At 34.1% G+C, this 18238-nt stretch carries 12 protein-coding genes; 2 read left to right on the forward strand and 10 right to left on the reverse strand.

Annotated elements, in window-relative coordinates:
• Window positions 1–8: 8 nt before the first annotated feature.
• The 6 genes from lacZ to JOC75_RS11340 all read right to left on the reverse strand — a co-directional run bounded on the left by lacZ (window position 9) and on the right by JOC75_RS11340 (window position 10122).
• Entirely contained in the window at window positions 9–3056 is a 3048-nt protein-coding gene (gene lacZ / locus JOC75_RS11315) for a beta-galactosidase, LacZ type (RefSeq protein WP_204954235.1), read from the reverse strand.
• A 184-nt stretch (window positions 3057–3240) separates the two neighbouring features.
• Window positions 3241–4065, reverse strand: a complete 825-nt coding sequence (locus JOC75_RS11320; RefSeq protein ID WP_204954142.1) for a carbohydrate ABC transporter permease — start codon at window positions 4063–4065, stop codon at window positions 3241–3243.
• A complete protein-coding gene (locus JOC75_RS11325) occupies window positions 4058–4924 on the reverse strand; it encodes a carbohydrate ABC transporter permease (protein WP_420828031.1) in 867 nt (288 codons plus the stop codon). The genes JOC75_RS11320 and JOC75_RS11325 overlap by 8 nt, the downstream gene beginning before the upstream one ends.
• A gap of 214 nt (window positions 4925–5138) precedes the next feature.
• Window positions 5139–6437 carry an ABC transporter substrate-binding protein gene (locus JOC75_RS11330; protein WP_204954143.1) on the reverse strand — a complete coding sequence of 433 codons (1299 nt, stop codon included), beginning with the start codon at window positions 6435–6437 and terminating at the stop codon, window positions 5139–5141.
• 367 nt (window positions 6438–6804) lie between these two features.
• Entirely contained in the window at window positions 6805–8568 is a 1764-nt protein-coding gene (locus JOC75_RS11335; protein WP_204954144.1) for a sensor histidine kinase, read from the reverse strand.
• Window positions 8569–8583: 15 nt separating this feature from the next.
• Window positions 8584–10122: a response regulator transcription factor gene (locus JOC75_RS11340; protein WP_204954145.1), complete on the reverse strand. Its 1539-nt coding sequence runs from the start codon at window positions 10120–10122 to the stop codon at window positions 8584–8586.
• Between the two features lie 197 nt (window positions 10123–10319).
• Between JOC75_RS11340 and JOC75_RS11345 the strand changes: the two genes are divergently transcribed.
• Both JOC75_RS11345 and yhbH read left to right on the forward strand, forming a co-directional pair.
• A complete protein-coding gene (locus JOC75_RS11345) occupies window positions 10320–10469 on the forward strand; it encodes a hypothetical protein (protein WP_204954146.1) in 150 nt (49 codons plus the stop codon).
• 785 nt (window positions 10470–11254) lie between these two features.
• On the forward strand, window positions 11255–12430 hold the full coding sequence (gene yhbH / locus JOC75_RS11350; RefSeq protein WP_146949642.1) for a sporulation protein YhbH: 1176 nt from the start codon (window positions 11255–11257) through the stop codon (window positions 12428–12430).
• A 453-nt stretch (window positions 12431–12883) separates the two neighbouring features.
• Here yhbH and JOC75_RS11355 read toward each other — a convergent pair whose 3' ends face one another.
• The 4 genes from JOC75_RS11355 to queG all read right to left on the reverse strand — a co-directional run bounded on the left by JOC75_RS11355 (window position 12884) and on the right by queG (window position 18089).
• Entirely contained in the window at window positions 12884–14779 is a 1896-nt protein-coding gene (locus tag JOC75_RS11355) for a PrkA family serine protein kinase (protein WP_204954147.1), read from the reverse strand.
• Window positions 14780–15325: 546 nt separating this feature from the next.
• Window positions 15326–15808: a tRNA (uridine(34)/cytosine(34)/5-carboxymethylaminomethyluridine(34)-2'-O)-methyltransferase TrmL gene (gene trmL / locus JOC75_RS11360; protein ID WP_204954148.1), complete on the reverse strand. Its 483-nt coding sequence runs from the start codon at window positions 15806–15808 to the stop codon at window positions 15326–15328.
• Between the two features lie 90 nt (window positions 15809–15898).
• Window positions 15899–16804: an amidase domain-containing protein gene (locus JOC75_RS11365; protein ID WP_239589406.1), complete on the reverse strand. Its 906-nt coding sequence runs from the start codon at window positions 16802–16804 to the stop codon at window positions 15899–15901.
• A gap of 145 nt (window positions 16805–16949) precedes the next feature.
• Window positions 16950–18089, reverse strand: a complete 1140-nt coding sequence (queG, locus tag JOC75_RS11370) for a tRNA epoxyqueuosine(34) reductase QueG (RefSeq protein ID WP_204954150.1) — start codon at window positions 18087–18089, stop codon at window positions 16950–16952.
• Window positions 18090–18238 lie beyond the last annotated feature (149 nt).

Consider the following 18238-nt stretch of genomic DNA (forward strand, 5'->3'; position numbering starts at 1 on the left):
TTAAATAATTAACAATTAACACGTTGGATTAAAAACTCAAACTCCATGTCCTCATTCGCTTTAAGCAAATGCTCATCATGTACTGGTGCACCCCAGCTATCATCGCCACCAACACCCATTTGCTTTCCTGCTACAGTTATTACTGTGTAATGAACATTTGGTAACTCATAATGATGAGTAGCATTTTCTAATTCAAAGGCTGTGTAAGGTGAAACATTACACTCAACTGGATCTCCAACAGATGATACTTTAATTCCATCTCCATACTTGCTTGTAACACTTAATTGACGGACACCTGTACGATTTCCTGATTCTTGTGGATTCAAGTAGCTCGATAGGTTATCTTCGACAGTATTCTTAAAGATACCAAGACGCGCTCCCATCGAACGATCAGAATAATTTTCTTCAGGTCCCATTGCATACCACTCTAGCTGATCATATTTTGCTGGAACTTTAAAGGATAGCGCAAAGATCGGTAATTGTGGTAACTCTTCTGCACCATAATAAGATGATTTAACATGTATGCTTCCATCAGAGGTAACTGTATAATTCGTTTTCACCTCTAATTTTGCAGATATAGAAAATTTATAGGTAAATATAACCTGTACTTTATTTCCTTCTTGCTTTAATTCAATATTTGTACATTTTCTAGCTAAACTTGCAGCATACCAGCTTCCTGAGTTAAAAGTTTGAGCATAGCCACGATCATTATCAGTCGTTGCTCTCCAAAATAGTGGTGCAGGTGGATATGCGATCATTTCTTTGCCTGAATAGTTAACAGAAACTAAGCTACCTACTTGCTTTGAAAACATAATCGTAAAGTCTCTACCATGTACTCCAATGTTTACATCACCTTCAACAACTCTAAATTGTTCACTAGATGAAGTGATAGGATTTTCTTCTTTTTGTTTTTCCATAATAAACTGACCGAAAGCAACCTCATGTCCAGATTGTGCCCATAGAGTATTTTCCTGCAATTTAAGTGCAGCATGTAAGCAAAATTCACCAGAGTTTTGTAATACCTTTTCTGGTAATTCAAATTCAACTCTCTCTTTACATTGAGGCTTAACAACGACATTACTTCTATTTTGATAAATTTCTTTTCCATCAAGCAACAATTTATACTCTAAATAATAATCTGATGTATCAATAAAAAGATTATCATTGGTTATCGTCACACCAGTTTGATCTACATTAAGCTTTACATTTTGATATAAGTATTTCACTTCCTGCATTTTTGGCGAAACCTCTCGATTCGCATAAACAATTCCATTCGTACAGAAGCCATAATCTGTTGGTCGATCCTCAAAATCTCCACCATATGCTAGAAACTCTTTACCATAACGATCTTCTTTTATAAGTGATTGATCAATATAATCCCAAATAAATCCACCTTGATACATTGGGTATTTATCTTCAAGTTCAGTGTAATAATTCATTCCACCTAAAGAGTTCCCCATTGCATGCATATATTCACAACTTAAATAAGGCTTTTCAGGATTTTCAGTTAAGTACTTTTCTATATCAGCCGGCTTAGCATACATTCTACTTTCCATGTCACTTGTGTCATTATAGTTTCGGTCATAAAACACTCCTTCATAATGCACAAGGCGACTATCATCAACTGATTTAAAGTACTTTGTCACATTCAAAATTACTTCTCCAGCATATGATTCATTTCCACAAGACCATATCAAAATAGATGGATGGTTTTTATCTCTTTCAAACATAGATATAGCACGATCTAGAACAATATCCTGCCACTCTGGCTTATTACCTGGAATATTCCAAGAAGGCTCAACAGCACCCATCTTTTGCCATGAACCATGTGTTTCTAGGTTCATTTCATCTATCACATAAACTCCATATTCATCACATAATTCATACCAATAGCTTTGATTTGGATAATGTGATGTACGAACAGCATTAATATTGTTTTGCTTCAATGTTTTAATATCCCATAGCATATCTTCTCTAGAAATCGTACGTCCGCTTCGATAATTGAATTCATGACGATTGACACCTTTGAAAACAATACGTTTACCGTTTAATTTCATGATCTTATCTACCATTTCAAATCTTCTGAAACCAACCTTTTGTGGAATAACCTCTACTAATTCACCAGATTCATTGAATAATTGGATATATAATTGATAAAGTGTAGGCTCTTCTGCACTCCAAAGCTTTGGTTTGTTAACTGTCATAGAGAAGCTAGATTCTTCCCCTTCAATTGAAGCTGTTGCAGATTCTATCAACTTTCCTTTATGATCAAATAATTCTGCAACCACTTTAGATCCACTATTTGCTAACAATAATTTCAGATCAGCTTTAAGTGTCCCATTCGTAAATGTTTCATCTAATGTTGCTTTTACATTCGCATCATATACGTGAATCTCTGGAACAGTATATAGGTATACATCTCTAAAAATCCCTGAAAAACGCCAGAAATCTTGATCCTCAAGCCAGCTGCCTGTGCTTCTTTGATACACTTCCACCGCTAATTTATTTTCTCCTTCCTTTAGAAAAGGAGTAAGCTCAAACTCTGCTGGTGTAAAGCTATCCTCACTATAGCCAATAAATTGACCATTTAGCCAAACATAAAATGCTGATTCAACACCTTGAAAAGATATAAAAACAGGCTTTTCCTTCATATTTTCAGGAACGTTGAAATACTTTACATAACTTCCAACAGGATTATGATCAGTAGGAATTTCAGGTGGACGGATATCATTATGACCATCCCAAGGATACATAGTATTCGCATATTGTGGTTTGCCATGACCCTGTAATTGAATATGTCCAGGAACACGAATATCACCCCAGCCAGCACAATTAAAGTCTTCTTGATAAAAAGACTCTGGTCGATTTGCAGGATTAATCGCATAATTAAATTTCCATTGTCCATTCAAGTCATATCGCATTTTCATAGAAGAAGCTGACTTTGCCTCCGCTAAAGTTTCATAATAAAAGTGATCTGAATGTGCAGGAAGACGGTTTACTGCAAACACATTCACGTCTGTTAGCCAATCAGTAGTTGGATTAAGGTTAGTTGTCATCAAGATCACGCTTCCTCTCATTTTGTTCTGGGTTAATAAATTTTAAAATCAAGTTCGTAATTCCTTATTAATTGAAGAAACGAGGACCTACAGTTTTTAGATACCTTTGTCGTGTAAATGTATCTTTCAGGCTGATGATCCTCAGATTATGGTTTTACTATTTTATAAAATCCTATTATATTTATTACTTCACTGATCCCATCATTCCTGCAACGAAATGCTTTTGCATAATGAAGAAAATAATAGCTGCTGGTAAAGTAGCAATAACGATCGCAGTCATAATAATTCCAAAATCAGGTGCATAGCTTGACCCTAGATTTGAAATAAGCAACGGAATCGTTTGATTTTCTGGAGATTGTAATACAACTAAAGGCCATAAATAATTGTTCCAGCTAGCCATAAAAGTAATAATAGCTGCTGCTGCATACGTTGTTTTCATTGTAGGTACATAAATTCTAAAGAATACTCCTAATTCACTTAACCCATCAATTCTCCCAGCTTCAAGAATATCCTTTGGAAACATCTTTGTACTTTGACGGAAGAAAAAGATAAGAAATGCTGTTGTTAATGTTGGTAAAACTGCAGATGTTAACGTATCTATTCCAATGAATGGAGCAACAGCTGAGATTTTCCCAAACATACGGAATAAAGGTACCATAAGTGCTGCAAAAGGAATCATCATTGAAATTAACAAAATGTTAAATACAACATCTTTCGCTTTACTTCTAAATACTTCAAATCCATAGCCTGCTAATGAAGCAATTAATAATGATAAAACTGTAGTAGATATAGAAATTTTTGCTGAATTTATTAAAGCTGGAACGATATCAACAGTATCTAAAAGATTATTAAAGTTCTCTAAAAAATGACTTCCTGGTAGCAATCTACCCTTCGTTACATCTACTGATTTATTCGTTGCCGATATAATCATCCATAAAAACGGAAAGATAGATATAATGCTAGCAATTATCAATACAGCATAAGCAAATATTCGTCTCACTTTATGCATTTTTATCACCTGCCACTTTAAACTGAATAATTGAGAAGATAACAATCATAATTACGATTGCATAAGAAACCGTCGCCGCATAACCAAAGTCTGGTGTGTATTTAAATGAAAGATTATAAATATATTGTGAAATCGTCATTGTTGAATTACCAGGACCACCTTTGGTTATATTCATTACCTCATCAAATAGCTGTAATGTACCAATTGTTGAAGTAATCGATGTAAAGAGGATGATAGGTTTTAACATCGGAATTGTAATTTTAAAGAATTGTTGAAAAGCAGATGCCCCATCAATTTTCGCAGCTTCATATATAGAGTGATCGATATTTTGAAGAGAAGATAGATAGAAAATCATATTATAACCAGTCCAGCGCCATGTAATTGCAATAACAATCGTCATTTTTGCCCAAAATGGATCTGTTAACCATTGAACTGGCTCTGCAATAAATGCAAACTTCATTAACATCATATTCACAATTCCGTCAGTTCCAAATAAATATTTGAATATAACAGAATAAGCAACTAGTGATGTTACACAAGGTAAAAAGATAGCTGTACGGAAAAAACCTTTAAATTTCAATCGTTTATCATTTAGTAAAACAGATAAAAATAATGCCAAAAGTATCATTACAGGAACTTGAATCATTAAATAAATGACAGTATTTTTAACTGCTGTAATAAATGTAGGATCTTTAAATAAACGAGCATAGTTATCTAGTCCAGTAAACGTTAAGTTTGTTCCAGTACCAGATTGAAAGGACATAATAAGTGCCTGTATCATCGGATAAAAATAAAATAAACAAATCATGATCGTTGCGATTGTAATGAAAGACCAACCAATAATTACGTTTGCATTTATTTTCTTTCTTGGCTTTTGTTGCGGTATATGGTCATTTGTTTTTGCCTGGATCAAATCAAGTCAACTCCTTAACTTGTCAATATAATGTAAGAGCCTCAGAAAACCTCACCATGCTTCGGATTAAAAATCCATATAACAGAAGCAGGAGAGTTTCCGAGGCTTTTACTTTCATATCATTTTCTAAAAAAGATATGAATAGTATAAATCGAAGATATTATTTAATTTGTGCTTCAGCTTGCGCTTGTGCATCTTCTAGCACTTGATCAATTTCTTTACCTTGAAGGTAGTTCTGCATTTCAACTACTAAAATATCTTCAACTGCGTACGTATGCAGACCATAGTTTACTTGAGGTATTTCTTCAGTCCATTTCGAGAAGTCAGAAATGATTGTTTGACCTCCAAAAAATTCATCTGCAGCTTTATATGCTTCACCTTCAGCAGCTGGGATATAAGTTCCAATTGCTCCAATTTCCGTTACTAAATCTTGATAGAAATCAGCGTTAGAGCCATAAGTTTTTGCTAAGAAATCAACTGCTAATTCTTTACCTGGTACATTTAATACATACCAAGAACTACCACCTAAGTTTGATGCATTAACTGAGTTTTCGATTCCTGGAAGTGTTGGTTGTGAAACAACTGACCATTTGCCAGATTGAGAAGCTTCAGCTTTAACAGAAGGAGTAATCCAGTTACCAGTAGGAACTGTCGCTACATCACCACTATTGAATCCTTCTAGATATTGACTCCAATCAGAATGCGCTTTAAGAATATCTGCGTCTAGCATTTCTTTATAAACTTCAAATGCCTTTTTAAGAGCTTCATTTCCAGCGATATTTGGTGTTACACCATCTTCTTTCAAGTACCAAGAACCACTTGATTGAATCATTGTACGAATAATTCCAAGATCATTAGGATCAAGTGATAACATGTGTTTGCCTGTTGCTTCTTTTACTTTTTTACCAATCTCGATATATTTATCCCAATCAGCGTTGTGAAGATCTTCAGCTGAATAGCCAGCTTCTTCTAAATAATCTGTTCTTACGTATAAACCTGTTACACCAGTGTCAAATGGTAAACCATAATTTTCTCCATCTAAACTAGTTGGAGCGATTTTATATGAAGCAAAATCTTCTGTGTTAAAAGAACCTGTTAACTTTTCAAAAGAATCTGGATATGCTTGAAGAAAGCTTTGTGCTCTATAATCTTCAATTAAAACAATATTTGGTAACCCTTTTGTTGTACCAGAGCTTAAACTTGTATTTAATTTTTGAATAATATCAGCTTGTGCATTTTCTACTATCTTGATTTCAGCATCAGGATTTTCAGCTTGATATACATCCTTTGCCATGTTCATTGCTTTAATATTGAAGTTTGGATCCCATGCCCAAATTGTGATTGAATCTGATTCAGATGAACTGCTGCTTTTTTCTCCAGTTTCTTTTGTATCTCCACCAGATGAACATGCAGCCAACAGCATAATGCTAGCTAAAAACAACACTAAAAGCTTTTTCATACGTAAACCCCCATTTGTTTTTTATATTCTTGTAAGCGTTATCTCTCTTACAACTTCTATGATAGCACCTCTAAAGCAGGTGCTGTTATGACGATATTTTCATAAACTTGTGTTTTCTTCGCATGATGTATACGCTTTCTTTTAATCAAATTTGTACTTTTTTCAGAAACTAGTATTTATTTATGATTAAATTCCTAGAGAGTATTGTTTTAATGCTCTTTTCTTAAGATTTTTAAAACAACAAGTTTACGAAAATAACCTTCACGCCTATTATGTTCTAAAAATAATAACAGCATACCAAATCTATATAGATTTGGTATGCTGATTATTGGTATTTGTATGATTACATATTTTTCAAACATCATTCTTATTTATTTGTAATTGGAAGGGTGATTTTCACTCTTGTCCCCTCACCTTTAGTACTATTAATTGTAACTCCATACTGGTTTCCATAAATCAATTGAATACGTTCATGAACGTTTTTCACACCAATACCTGTAAAATGCTGTCGTTTACTTTTAATTTTAGGTAGCTCGCTAGTCGACGACATCTCCATACCATCACCATTATCCATCACTTCACAAATTAGCGTATTATTCTCCTGCCACACAAGAACATTAATGAATCCTTCACTTTTATGATTAAAACCATGAAAAAAGGAGTTTTCGATAAATGGCTGAAGAATTAATTTTGGCACATGATATTCCATACATCCTGGTCCAATTAAATAATTCACCTTAATTCTGTCTCCATAACGTTTTTGATTAATAAGCACATAATTTTTCAAATTATTAATTTCTTGTTCAACAGAAATGGTTTCACTAACATTACCAATCGTATTTTGGAGTAGGGCAATCAATGAATTGATAATTTCTTCCGCTTCATCCTTACTTCCCTGTTGAACCATGAACTTAATAGAAGTTAAAGTATTGTATAAGAAATGTGGATTAATCTGCTGCTGAAGTGCAGCAAGCTCTGCATTTCGTTTTTGCTTTTGATATAAAACAAGCTTTTCTAAATAATCATGTAATTCATCTAACATTGAATTGAATGCTTCACCAATTCTCCTTGTTTCATAAGTACCTGTAACTGAAACGTATTTATCGAAGTCGAACTTTGAAGCATCAGCTATTTGCTTAACTAGATGTGATAAGGAATTAGTGATTCTTCTTGAAATGAAAAATACAATAATAAGTGCTATGACTACAATCCCCATAGAAATGAGAACTATTTGCTTTTTATTAATCAAATCCCCAATTGCTGTTTTCCTATCAATAAGATTAAATAAATACATGTCAAGTGAAGGAAGATACTCCATAAATATAATTTGATCTGTACCCATGAACTTTTCAATAAGATAATCGCTGCGATTGCCTTCATTCTCTAACGCATAGGACAATAGCTCATCAGCTTTTTGTCCAATCATTTTTGTTTGATTACTAGAAACAATCAATCCATTATTATCTAAAATATATACATTATTCCCTTCACTTGTATAGCTGCTATAAAATTTCCGAAATTCACTTTCTTGAATAGAAAAATACATTGCCCCATAAATATCACCTGAAATTCTCTCCATTAAAGCCTTTGATGCAACAATAAAATGATTATCACCAATTTGGTAATCACGTTGATCAAAATGATACATTAGCTTCTTAGGTTCATCCATAGTATTCTTTGTAATAGTGTGCTGAATCAATTCATCATCAGGAATTGGCCAATACGGTCGATTGGTTGCATAATTCATCCCATTAATCCCTGTAATAATAATTTCTGTTTCATATGCATCGACATTAGATTTAACCCGCTTCATTTGTTGATACATCTCATAAAAAGCTCTCATCTGCTGCTCGTTAGACTGCTCTTCAGTAAGATTTTTTCGGATGGTACCACTTTGAAGAATATTATTTGATGCTAATACAACAGAATAATTATAAGATTCTATACTATCCTTCACCTGGGTCATGACTCGTCCATTTGTAATACTAAATTTATCAATAAAAAATTCCTCTGACATACGAAAGGTTGTCCAAGTAATAATAACTGAGACAGAAACAATACTTATCACACTAATTAGAAACATAATCGTAAACAATCCATTATACCTAAAATGCTTTTGCAAAAATTTCATGCTGTATCACATCACTTAATTCAATTTTTGACTTCTTCTATATTGACTCGGTGAAACACCCTTGAGCTTTTTAAACACCTTACAAAAATAGCTGTGATCTGAATACCCGACAAGACCACTGATTTCTGAAATAGGCGTCGCTTTATTCACTAATAGCTTAGCAGCTTCTTCAATCCGAATTTTATTTAAATATTCATTAAAGCCTTCTCTATTATGTGATGCAAAGTAACTGGATAAATACGTAGGATTAAAATGAAAATGATGTGCAACTCCTGTTAAACTAAGAGGTTCGGCAAAATGTTCCTCAATATATTCCAAAATCATTGTTATATTTGAATGACCTGTTTGACTGGACTTTGCTGCGATACATTTCTTTGCTTCTAATATAAAAATATTCAATTGCTCTATAACTTCATTAGCAGAAGTTGCTTCATCAATACAGTTAAAAAAAGTGAATTTTTTGTTTTCTAATTCATTCACTTCGAAGTTCATATTTCCTAAAAGTATTGTTATATTAAAGATGATATTTCCAAAAAACGACTTATACTCAAACATATCAGTAGTATAGTTATTTGATAATGCTTTTACATAATCCTCTAAATAACTAAATGCTAAATCAAATCTTTCATGTTTAAAATCATTTGTGAATTTATCCAAATTAAATGAAATAGGAACACATACATTAGTAGGCAATTCTTTTTCAGTCATTAATTTCAATTCAGGGAAATAAAAACGATACTGTAGCATTTTTTTTATAACTTCATTAAACTTCATACCTAAATCAGACAAGTTATTAAATGAATTAGTTATAAGAATACCAAAGTTAAGGTCTCCGTTTAATAATTCATCGGTGAATTCTAAATTTTCTTCTTCCTTTATATTCAGTAGGTATCCGCTTACATTATTTCCCTCTGTAAAACTATGATAATGCATTCCTTTTGAATCAAGTTCTTTTTCTATTCTGCTTTTTATTTGTGTTACATTTTCTGGATTCTTGAGATTTCTACTATCTACTATGAACAAGGAAAAATAAGGATGTGGAAATGCCTGTGAAAGAGCTTTACTATCATAATCTGTTTCAATCTCATATCCTGCTATTAATTTATCGATGATATTCCCTATATTTAATGCAAAGCTATCTTCTTTCTCAATCGATTTTAGTGATGGAATTCGATTTGCAGCAGTTGTTAATACTTTCAGAAGCGTTTCTGAATCGAGCTTCGGTTTTAATATATAATCAACAGCACCACTTTGAAAAGTTGATCTAACATAATCAAATTCTCCATAACTACTTAAAATAATAATCTCAATTTGAGGATATTTACTTTTAACAACTCTTGTTAATTCCTCACCGTCCATAATTGGCATAACAATGTCAGTAAGAATAATATGTGGCTTTGTTTTTTCAATCATCTCAAGAGCTTCTTTACCATTAGATGCTTCACCAACAATCTGAAAACCCACCTGCTCCCACTGAAGGTAATGCTTTATACCTTGTCTTATTAATTGCTCATCATCCACTATTAGTATTCTACATAATTCACCAGTTTTCAAAGAAATCCCTCCTAGGTGTGTAGATATCAATTGTTAAAATTATATTTCATTATACACATCAATTGTCAAATAAGCAGTTAATTTTTATTAACATAACTAAATTAAGAATCCTGATTAGTTACTATATCCAACAAAAGCGTTTGTTAAATAAATTAAAGGGAATTAAATAGAGAAACATCAAAAACGAGGTGGGCAAAATGAGTAAAAGGAAAAATACGATGGTGCGTGATATGAAAGATTTAAAGAAGCAATCTAAGATTATGGAGAATATGAAAACAAATAAACAAGTCAAGCAAGGTGGGAAATTACCCGATCCAATTCAATATAAACATACTAAGAGCAAGTAAAGCAAACTTGTTTTTTGAAAAAGACCACATAGACATATACTTCTTTCATTACGAAATAGTCCTTAAACATAAACAGAGGCGGGACAAAATTAAAGAAATCATTCAAAAAGACGAATAAACCTAAATTCAGTTAAGTTGAAAGAAACAAGTTCGTTTCATTTCGCTGCAGACATTTGCTTTCCGCGGGGAGGAAGCTAAGCCTCCTCGGCGCAAGCGCCTGTGGGGTCTTAGCCTTTCCTCTGCACCCGCAGGAGTCAAATGTCTTCCACTCCATTACACTAGTTCTTAAAAATAGTAAGCAAAATCTAAAAACATTGAAGTCTGCAAATAAAAACCCGAACTATTAGGCGAATGTTTAATTGACATATCACCTAATAGTTCGGGTTTTTCATTAGCTTAAATACTTATGTCCCATCCTCTGTAAGATAAGCACTTAGTTTTACTCTCCACGAATCAAGAGATTGCTTCTTCGATTTCTAATATATTTTAAATCATACTTACCTAAAAAAAGCCTTTCTTCATCAAACACACCTGCAAGTAACTTGTCTCATTTTTAACAATTCCACGATAATTTTCTAAATTATTTGTCAATAAAACAAAACTGTCGCATAGGATAAAGTAATCCACAGAATTTCAAACAGTTCTTGGTCCCAATTTATTCATCCACGTTAATGTATGCGTGAAGGTCATGAAATGTGACAGTTTTTTTTCATTTAGGAAATATTTTTTTGATTTAATTGATAAAGCTATTGAAACTAACTAAAATTTGGAGGGGGAATTTTAATATGACGGGTAAAGAACAAACAAATTTTGTTATTTCACAAGAAGATTGGACCCTCCATCGTAAAGGCCAGGATGATCAAACAAGACACCAAGAAAAAGTTCAGGAAGCTATTCGCAACAATCTTCCAGATCTTATAACAGAAGAAAGTATCGTTATGTCAAATGGAAAAGATGTTGTGAAAATACCAATTCGTTCACTTGACGAATACAAAATTCGCTATAACTATGATAAAAACAAACATGTTGGCCAAGGTGATGGAGAAAGTGAAGTCGGAGATGTTGTTGCACGAGACGGATCTCAGGCTGATGCAAAAGGACCAGGTAAAGGTCAAGGAGCCGGGGATCAAGCTGGTGAAGACTATTATGAAGCAGAGGTATCCATATTAGAGCTTGAAGCAGCCCTTTTCAAAGAATTAGAACTACCTAATTTAAAACAAAAAGAGCGCGACGATATTGTGATTGACCATATCGAATTTAATGATATAAGAAGAACTGGATTGATGGGTAATGTAGATAAAAAAAGAACGATGCTTTCCGCTTACAAACGTAACGCAATGGCAGGAAAATCAAAGTTCCATCCAATCTATCCAGAGGATTTAAAATTCAAAACCTGGAATGATACAGTGAAACCCGATTCAAAAGCAGTTGTGATCGCGATGATGGATACTAGTGGCTCAATGGGCCTCTGGGAAAAGTACATGGCTCGCAGCTTCTTCTTCTGGATGACAAGATTTCTAAGAACCAAATACGAAAAAGTTGAAATTGAATTTATTGCACACCACACAGAAGCAAAAATTGTCACAGAGGAAGACTTTTTTTCAAAAGGAGAAAGTGGTGGAACAATCTGTTCATCAGCTTATCGTAAAGCCTTAGAAGTAATTGATGGCAAATACAACCCTTCACGATATAATATCTATCCTTTCCATTTCTCAGACGGTGATAACTTAACCTCAGATAATCCAAGATGTGTTAAACTAGTCGACGAGCTTATGAAAGTCTCAAATATCTTCGGCTACGGTGAAGTCAACCAGTATAACCGACATTCAACCTTAATGTCCGCTTATAAAAATATCAATGATGAAAAATTCCGCCATTATATCCTCAAGCAAAAATCAGATGTTTTCCAAGCAATGAAGAGCTTCTTTAGAAAAGAAGAAGAAAATAAGATGTATGCTTAACTAGGAGAGGGAAAGATTTCCTCTCTCTTTTACATATTAATCACTTTGCACGTCATTCTCTCATCTTTGCGAGTCATCGTCACACTTTTACCGACCATTCTCCACTATTTTCAAGCCATTCACCACTTTATCGATCATCAATCTCACTTTGCACGCCATTCTCTCTTCTTTGAGAGTCATCCTCACACTTTTATCGACCATTCTCCACTATTTTCAAGCCATTCACCACTTTATCGATCATCAATCTCACTTTGCACGCCATTCACCACTTTATCGACCATCAATCTCACTTTGCATGCCATTCTCTCATCTTTACGAGTCATCCTCACACTTTTATCGACCATCTGCCACCATTTCCACGTTACACGCTCCTAAACAAGCTGACCTCTTCTTCCACCTAAAAAAAACAAAAAAAGCTGACAAAATTTCCGCCAGCTCCCATTCCCTGATACTTTATCTATTTAACAAGCTTCCTACATATCTTAATAATTCATTAGCAGATGATGAATTATAGCCATGCTCATCGATTAAGCGTGCAACAACCTCGTTCACCTTCTTAAGCTGTTGCTCGTCTGGAGTTTTTGATGATGTTGTGATTTTGACAACATCCTTCAGATCCGCAAATAGCTTTTTCTGGATAGCTTCACGAAGACGTTCGTGTGAATTGTAATCAAATCGCTTCCCTTTACGTGCATATGCAGAAATACGAATTAAGATTTCTTCACGGAACGCTTTTTTCGCATTTTCCGAAATTCCGATTTGCTCTTCGATTGAACGCATTAACTTTTCATCTGGATTCATTTCTTCTCCTGTTAATGGATCACGAAGCTTGTTTTTATTACAATAAGCTTCAACATTATCAAGATAATTATCCATAAGTGTTTTAGCAGATTCCTCATAAGAGTATACAAATGCTTTTTGAACTTCTTTCTTTGCCATATCATCATAAAGCTTACGCGCAACAGAAATGAAATTTAAGTATTTTTCACGATCTTCGTTTGAGATCGATGCATGTTGATCCAGTCCTTCTTTTAATGCACGTAATACATCTAGTGCATTGATTGACGGAACTTCCTTACGGATAATTGTTGATGAAATACGGTTAATCACATAACGTGGATCAATTCCTGCCATACCTTCATCATTATATTCTTTTTGTAATTCATTTACATCAACAGAGTTAAAGCCTTCAACATTTTCACCATCATATAATCTCATTTTCTTCACAAGATCAATGTCACCGCGTTTTGGTTCTTTAAGACGAGTTAAAATTGTGAACATTGCTGCAACCTTTAACGTATGTGGAGCAATATGAACATCTGAAACATCGCTTTCACCAATCATTTTTTCATAAATTCGTTCTTCTTCAGTTACTTTCAAGTTATAAGGAACAGGCATTACGATAATTCGAGAATGGAGGGCTTCATTTTTTTTGTTGGAGATAAATGAACGATATTCGGTTTCATTTGTATGTGCGACAATCAGTTCATCTGCAGAAATAAGTGCGAAACGACCGGCTTTAAAATTACCTTCTTGGGTTAATGAAAGCAAATGCCATAAAAATTTCTCATCACATTTTAACATTTCTTGGAATTCCATCATTCCACGATTTGCTTTATTTAATTCACCATCAAAACGATATGCACGAGGATCTGATTCTGATCCATATTCTGCAATAGTTGAAAAGTCAATACTTCCAGTTAGATCCGCAATATCTTGTGATTTTGGATCAGATGGACTAAATGTTCCGATACCAGCACGTTTATCTTCTGATAAGAAAATTCGTTCTACTCGAACATCCTCAATACGTCCACCATATTCCTGCTCCAACCTCATTACATTTAATGGAGATAGATTTCCTTCAATTCGAATACCATATTCATCATAAAAATCTTCTCGTAAATGATGCGGAATTAAATGTAATGGATCTTCATGCATTGGACAGCCCTTTATCGCATAAACTGCACCGCGATCTGTTAATGAGTATGCCTCAAGGCCTCTTTTTAACATTGTCACAAGTGTAGATTTACCACCACTTACTGGACCCATCAGTAACAGAATTCGTTTTCTTACATCTAAACGTTTTGCAGCAGGATGGAAATACTCCTCTACTAATCTTTCTAATGCATCTTCTAATCCATATAACTGGTGATCAAAAAACTTATAACGTCTTTTGCCATCCACCTCTTCAATCCCTGCATCTTTGATCATATTGTAAACCCGCGAATGGGCTGATTGGGCAACCCAAGGTTTTTCCTTAACAATATCCAAATACTCTACGAAGGTACCTTCCCACTTTAAGCGTTGCTCATCTTCCCTGTACTTTTCAATTTTTTTTAAGATATCCATAAGGACCTCCTTCATCTTTGGTCGTACTATAAACTGCACTTGCAGATTAATACACTTTATGCGAGGATGTCCTTTAACATTCGTTTTACATAACAAAAAGCAGATAAACAACAAAAATTTTCTTTGGAAAATATGTTGCACATTCACATCACATATGGTTTAAGGTATAATAAAACTAGTTATTAATGGGATGCTATACATACAGTGAGACTCTTCTCACAACTGCTTAAGAGATAGCTCCTTATGTACTTGAATAGATTTATTTTAAGGAGGTACAGCAATGAACTTTTTATTAATTTTAGGTGTGAGTTTAGCGTTCATAACTGCAATCTTCACTGCAGGATATGATAGTAAGCCAGGTGTAAAAAAATAATAAGTCCAAACATCCTTACTACTATATAAGGATACAACGGATAAGAGGGTCAAACATTGTATACATCACAATGTTTGACCCTCTTTTATTTGAACTATTTTCCAGTTAGTAAAACATCACAAAAGTTTATCATTTTATATAGGTTTATAAAAAGCAACAATAGTAGCCCTTTTTTATGATAATCCCGGATAATTCTGTTGTCTTAATGCTTCATATATCAATATTGCTGCTGTGTTTGATAAATTTAATGAGCGAACATGCTCAGTCATTGGTAAACGTAAGCACTTATCCATATTTGCTGAAATTAGGTCTTTCGGAAGTCCAGTCGTTTCTCGACCAAAAACAAAAAAGTAGTCTTTTTCCACATTACTATAATCAAATGTAGTATGTGGTTGTTGACCAAATTTCGTTAGGTAGAAAAACTCTCCTGTTGAATATGTTTCAAATAACTCCTCTAAAGAATCATGATAAATAACATTAACATGCTCCCAATAGTCCAAGCCCGCTCTTTTTAACATCTTATCATCCGTAGAAAATCCTAATGGACGTATTAAGTGAAGAGTTGTATTTGTTGCTGCACAAGAACGTGCAATATTCCCAGTATTTGCAGGGATTTCTGGTTGATATAATACTACGTGTAAAGCCATAATAGTCACCTCATCTATTTCTATAAAAAACGAAGCAATAATGCCCGTTCACTATATTTGGGCTATTCACCCACTTTGCTACAAAACATTATACCATTGTTATTTTGAACTGGTATCATCTAAAATTCGAAAAAATGCATACTTAATGTTCGGAGTGTATGCTGATGAATCTTCATACGCCCAATATCTCATCCGACTATTATAAGTTTGTGCATTTACCAAGGGCATATTCTCAGGATCCTTTGCCACAACAAAGGTTGTATGATCAAACCGGCCATCACCTTGAAAATCATAGCAAATAACATCGCCAGGCTTTAATTGCTCAGCGTCTTCTACCCTCTTAGCGCGTAATCCAATTTTGGAGTTCTTAAGAAAGCTTGTCATCGCATTTGCTACTGACCAACTAAAGCTCCAATTATTATTTTGCATCCACCAACCATTCGAGCGATTTGGGTATCCGCGCATTTTGGCATTTCCAGCATGTAAGCATTGAGAAACAAAATTTGTACAATTCACATCAAAATTTTTAAATTTAGGATTTTCATCATTCCACCATCTCTCAGCATATTGAACAGCTGCAAGTCGGTCATAGCTAAATCCCTCCTTAGCTCTGAAATCATGATCAATTTCTTCGCTTAATAATGAATGAGGTTCCTCCTCTGTATTAAAGTTTTCGATTAATTGGTCATCAATAAGCTCATCATGGTAAAAGATAGCTTTACGATGATCCATTCTTTCTTCTAGATACAAAGAATCTTTTTGTTTATTCAGCCACTTATAGTGACAAATATACAGGACTTCTTGTAAATTTTCTGACGTTGTCTCAACACTTGAGACCTTCACCTCAGCACTGCCTTTAACTATTTCAGCTTTTCGCTTTTCATTCGAAAGATATCTTCGTTCAAGTGCATGTAACTCTTGATTATTACGAGTATTTTTAATAAGCTTCTTATTTACAAGCATTTCTAATTTTGCTCGATTTAATTCTGACAAAATACGCTTCAATTTCATTCACCACCATCATGTATTACTACAAGATATATGACTATTATTGAGAAATAGTCGTTAATGTCTTAAGAAGTGGGATATATTATAACGTTTTTTGGAACACAAAAAAGGTAGCGATCTAATTAAATAGAAGCTACCTAAATCAAGTGGTTTCATGAAGCAATGCTAATCCTTTTTGTATTTCCTCTCTAACCTGCTCATCCTTCTCTTTTTCAAATGCCTTTAAAAGCTCAGCTTCTACAGAAGCTTCTCCAATTTTACCAAGAGCCCATGCAGCTGTACCGCGAATTACAGGTCTTGGATCTTGATGAACCAACATTATTAAGTCTTGCGTAGCAGTTTTATCTTTAAAATGTGCTAAAGCTAGTATTGCATTTCTTTGAAGTGGTTTTTTTCCTCGCCATGAACCAGAAATATGTCCATATTTCTCTTTGAATTCACGGTTACTAATCGTTAAAAGAGGCTTCAATTTTGGCTTTGCTATTTCAGGATCAGGCTCCATTTCTTCATGAAAATGAAAATCCTTTCCTTTGTTAATTGGACAAACAGTTTGACATGTATCACAGCCATAAATTCTGTTACCAATTTTCGTTCGATATTCATCAGCTAAAAAGCCCTTCGTTTGTGTTAAAAAGGCAATACATTTTGATGAATCAAGCTGACCTGGTTGAACTAGAGCACCAGTCGGACAAACGTCGATACATTTGCGGCAGCTTCCACATTGATCTTCCATAGGTTGATCAGGTGGGAAAGGAAAATTTGTTATCATTTCTCCTAAGTAAACATAAGAACCAAACTCAGGTGTTATAATCGAACAGTTTTTCCCACTCCAACCAATACCAGCTCGTTCTGCAACTGCACGATCTGATAATTCTCCTGTATCTACCATTGATTTTAGTTGAATATCAGGTATTCTTTCTTTTAAAAACTCCTCTAGCTTCTTTAGCCGATCACGTAAAACGGTATGATAATCTTGTCCCCATGAAGCTCTACAAAAAATTCCACGTCGATCTTCTTTAGTGCTTTTAGGTGCATCTTTAAGCTTAGAAGGATATGCAAGAGCTATTGAAATGATCGAACTTGCTTTTGGCAAAAGCTTCACAGGTGTAACTCTTTTTTCGATATCTGCTTCTTCAAATCCTGATTGATAGCCAAGCTCTTGTTGAGCTATTAACCGCTGCTTTAGCTCCTCAAACAAACCAGCACTTGTAAAACCTATTTTATCTATACCAATTTCTTTACTGTATTCAATTACTTCTTGTTTAAATTGTTCAATGTTCATACTAGTACCTCCCTTCTTTTTAAATTGACGTGTTACTTTTAGTAATTGAAAAGAACGCACTGTATTAAGCTTCGTCACAGCTCTTTTCAACAAGAACAACGTTACCTATAAGCAATAAGCTCACATCAGAACATTCTTTTTAGAAGCTA

It is taken from the genome of Metabacillus crassostreae, from assembly GCF_016908395.1.
Taxonomy (GTDB): Bacteria; Bacillota; Bacilli; order Bacillales; family Bacillaceae; genus Metabacillus; species Metabacillus crassostreae.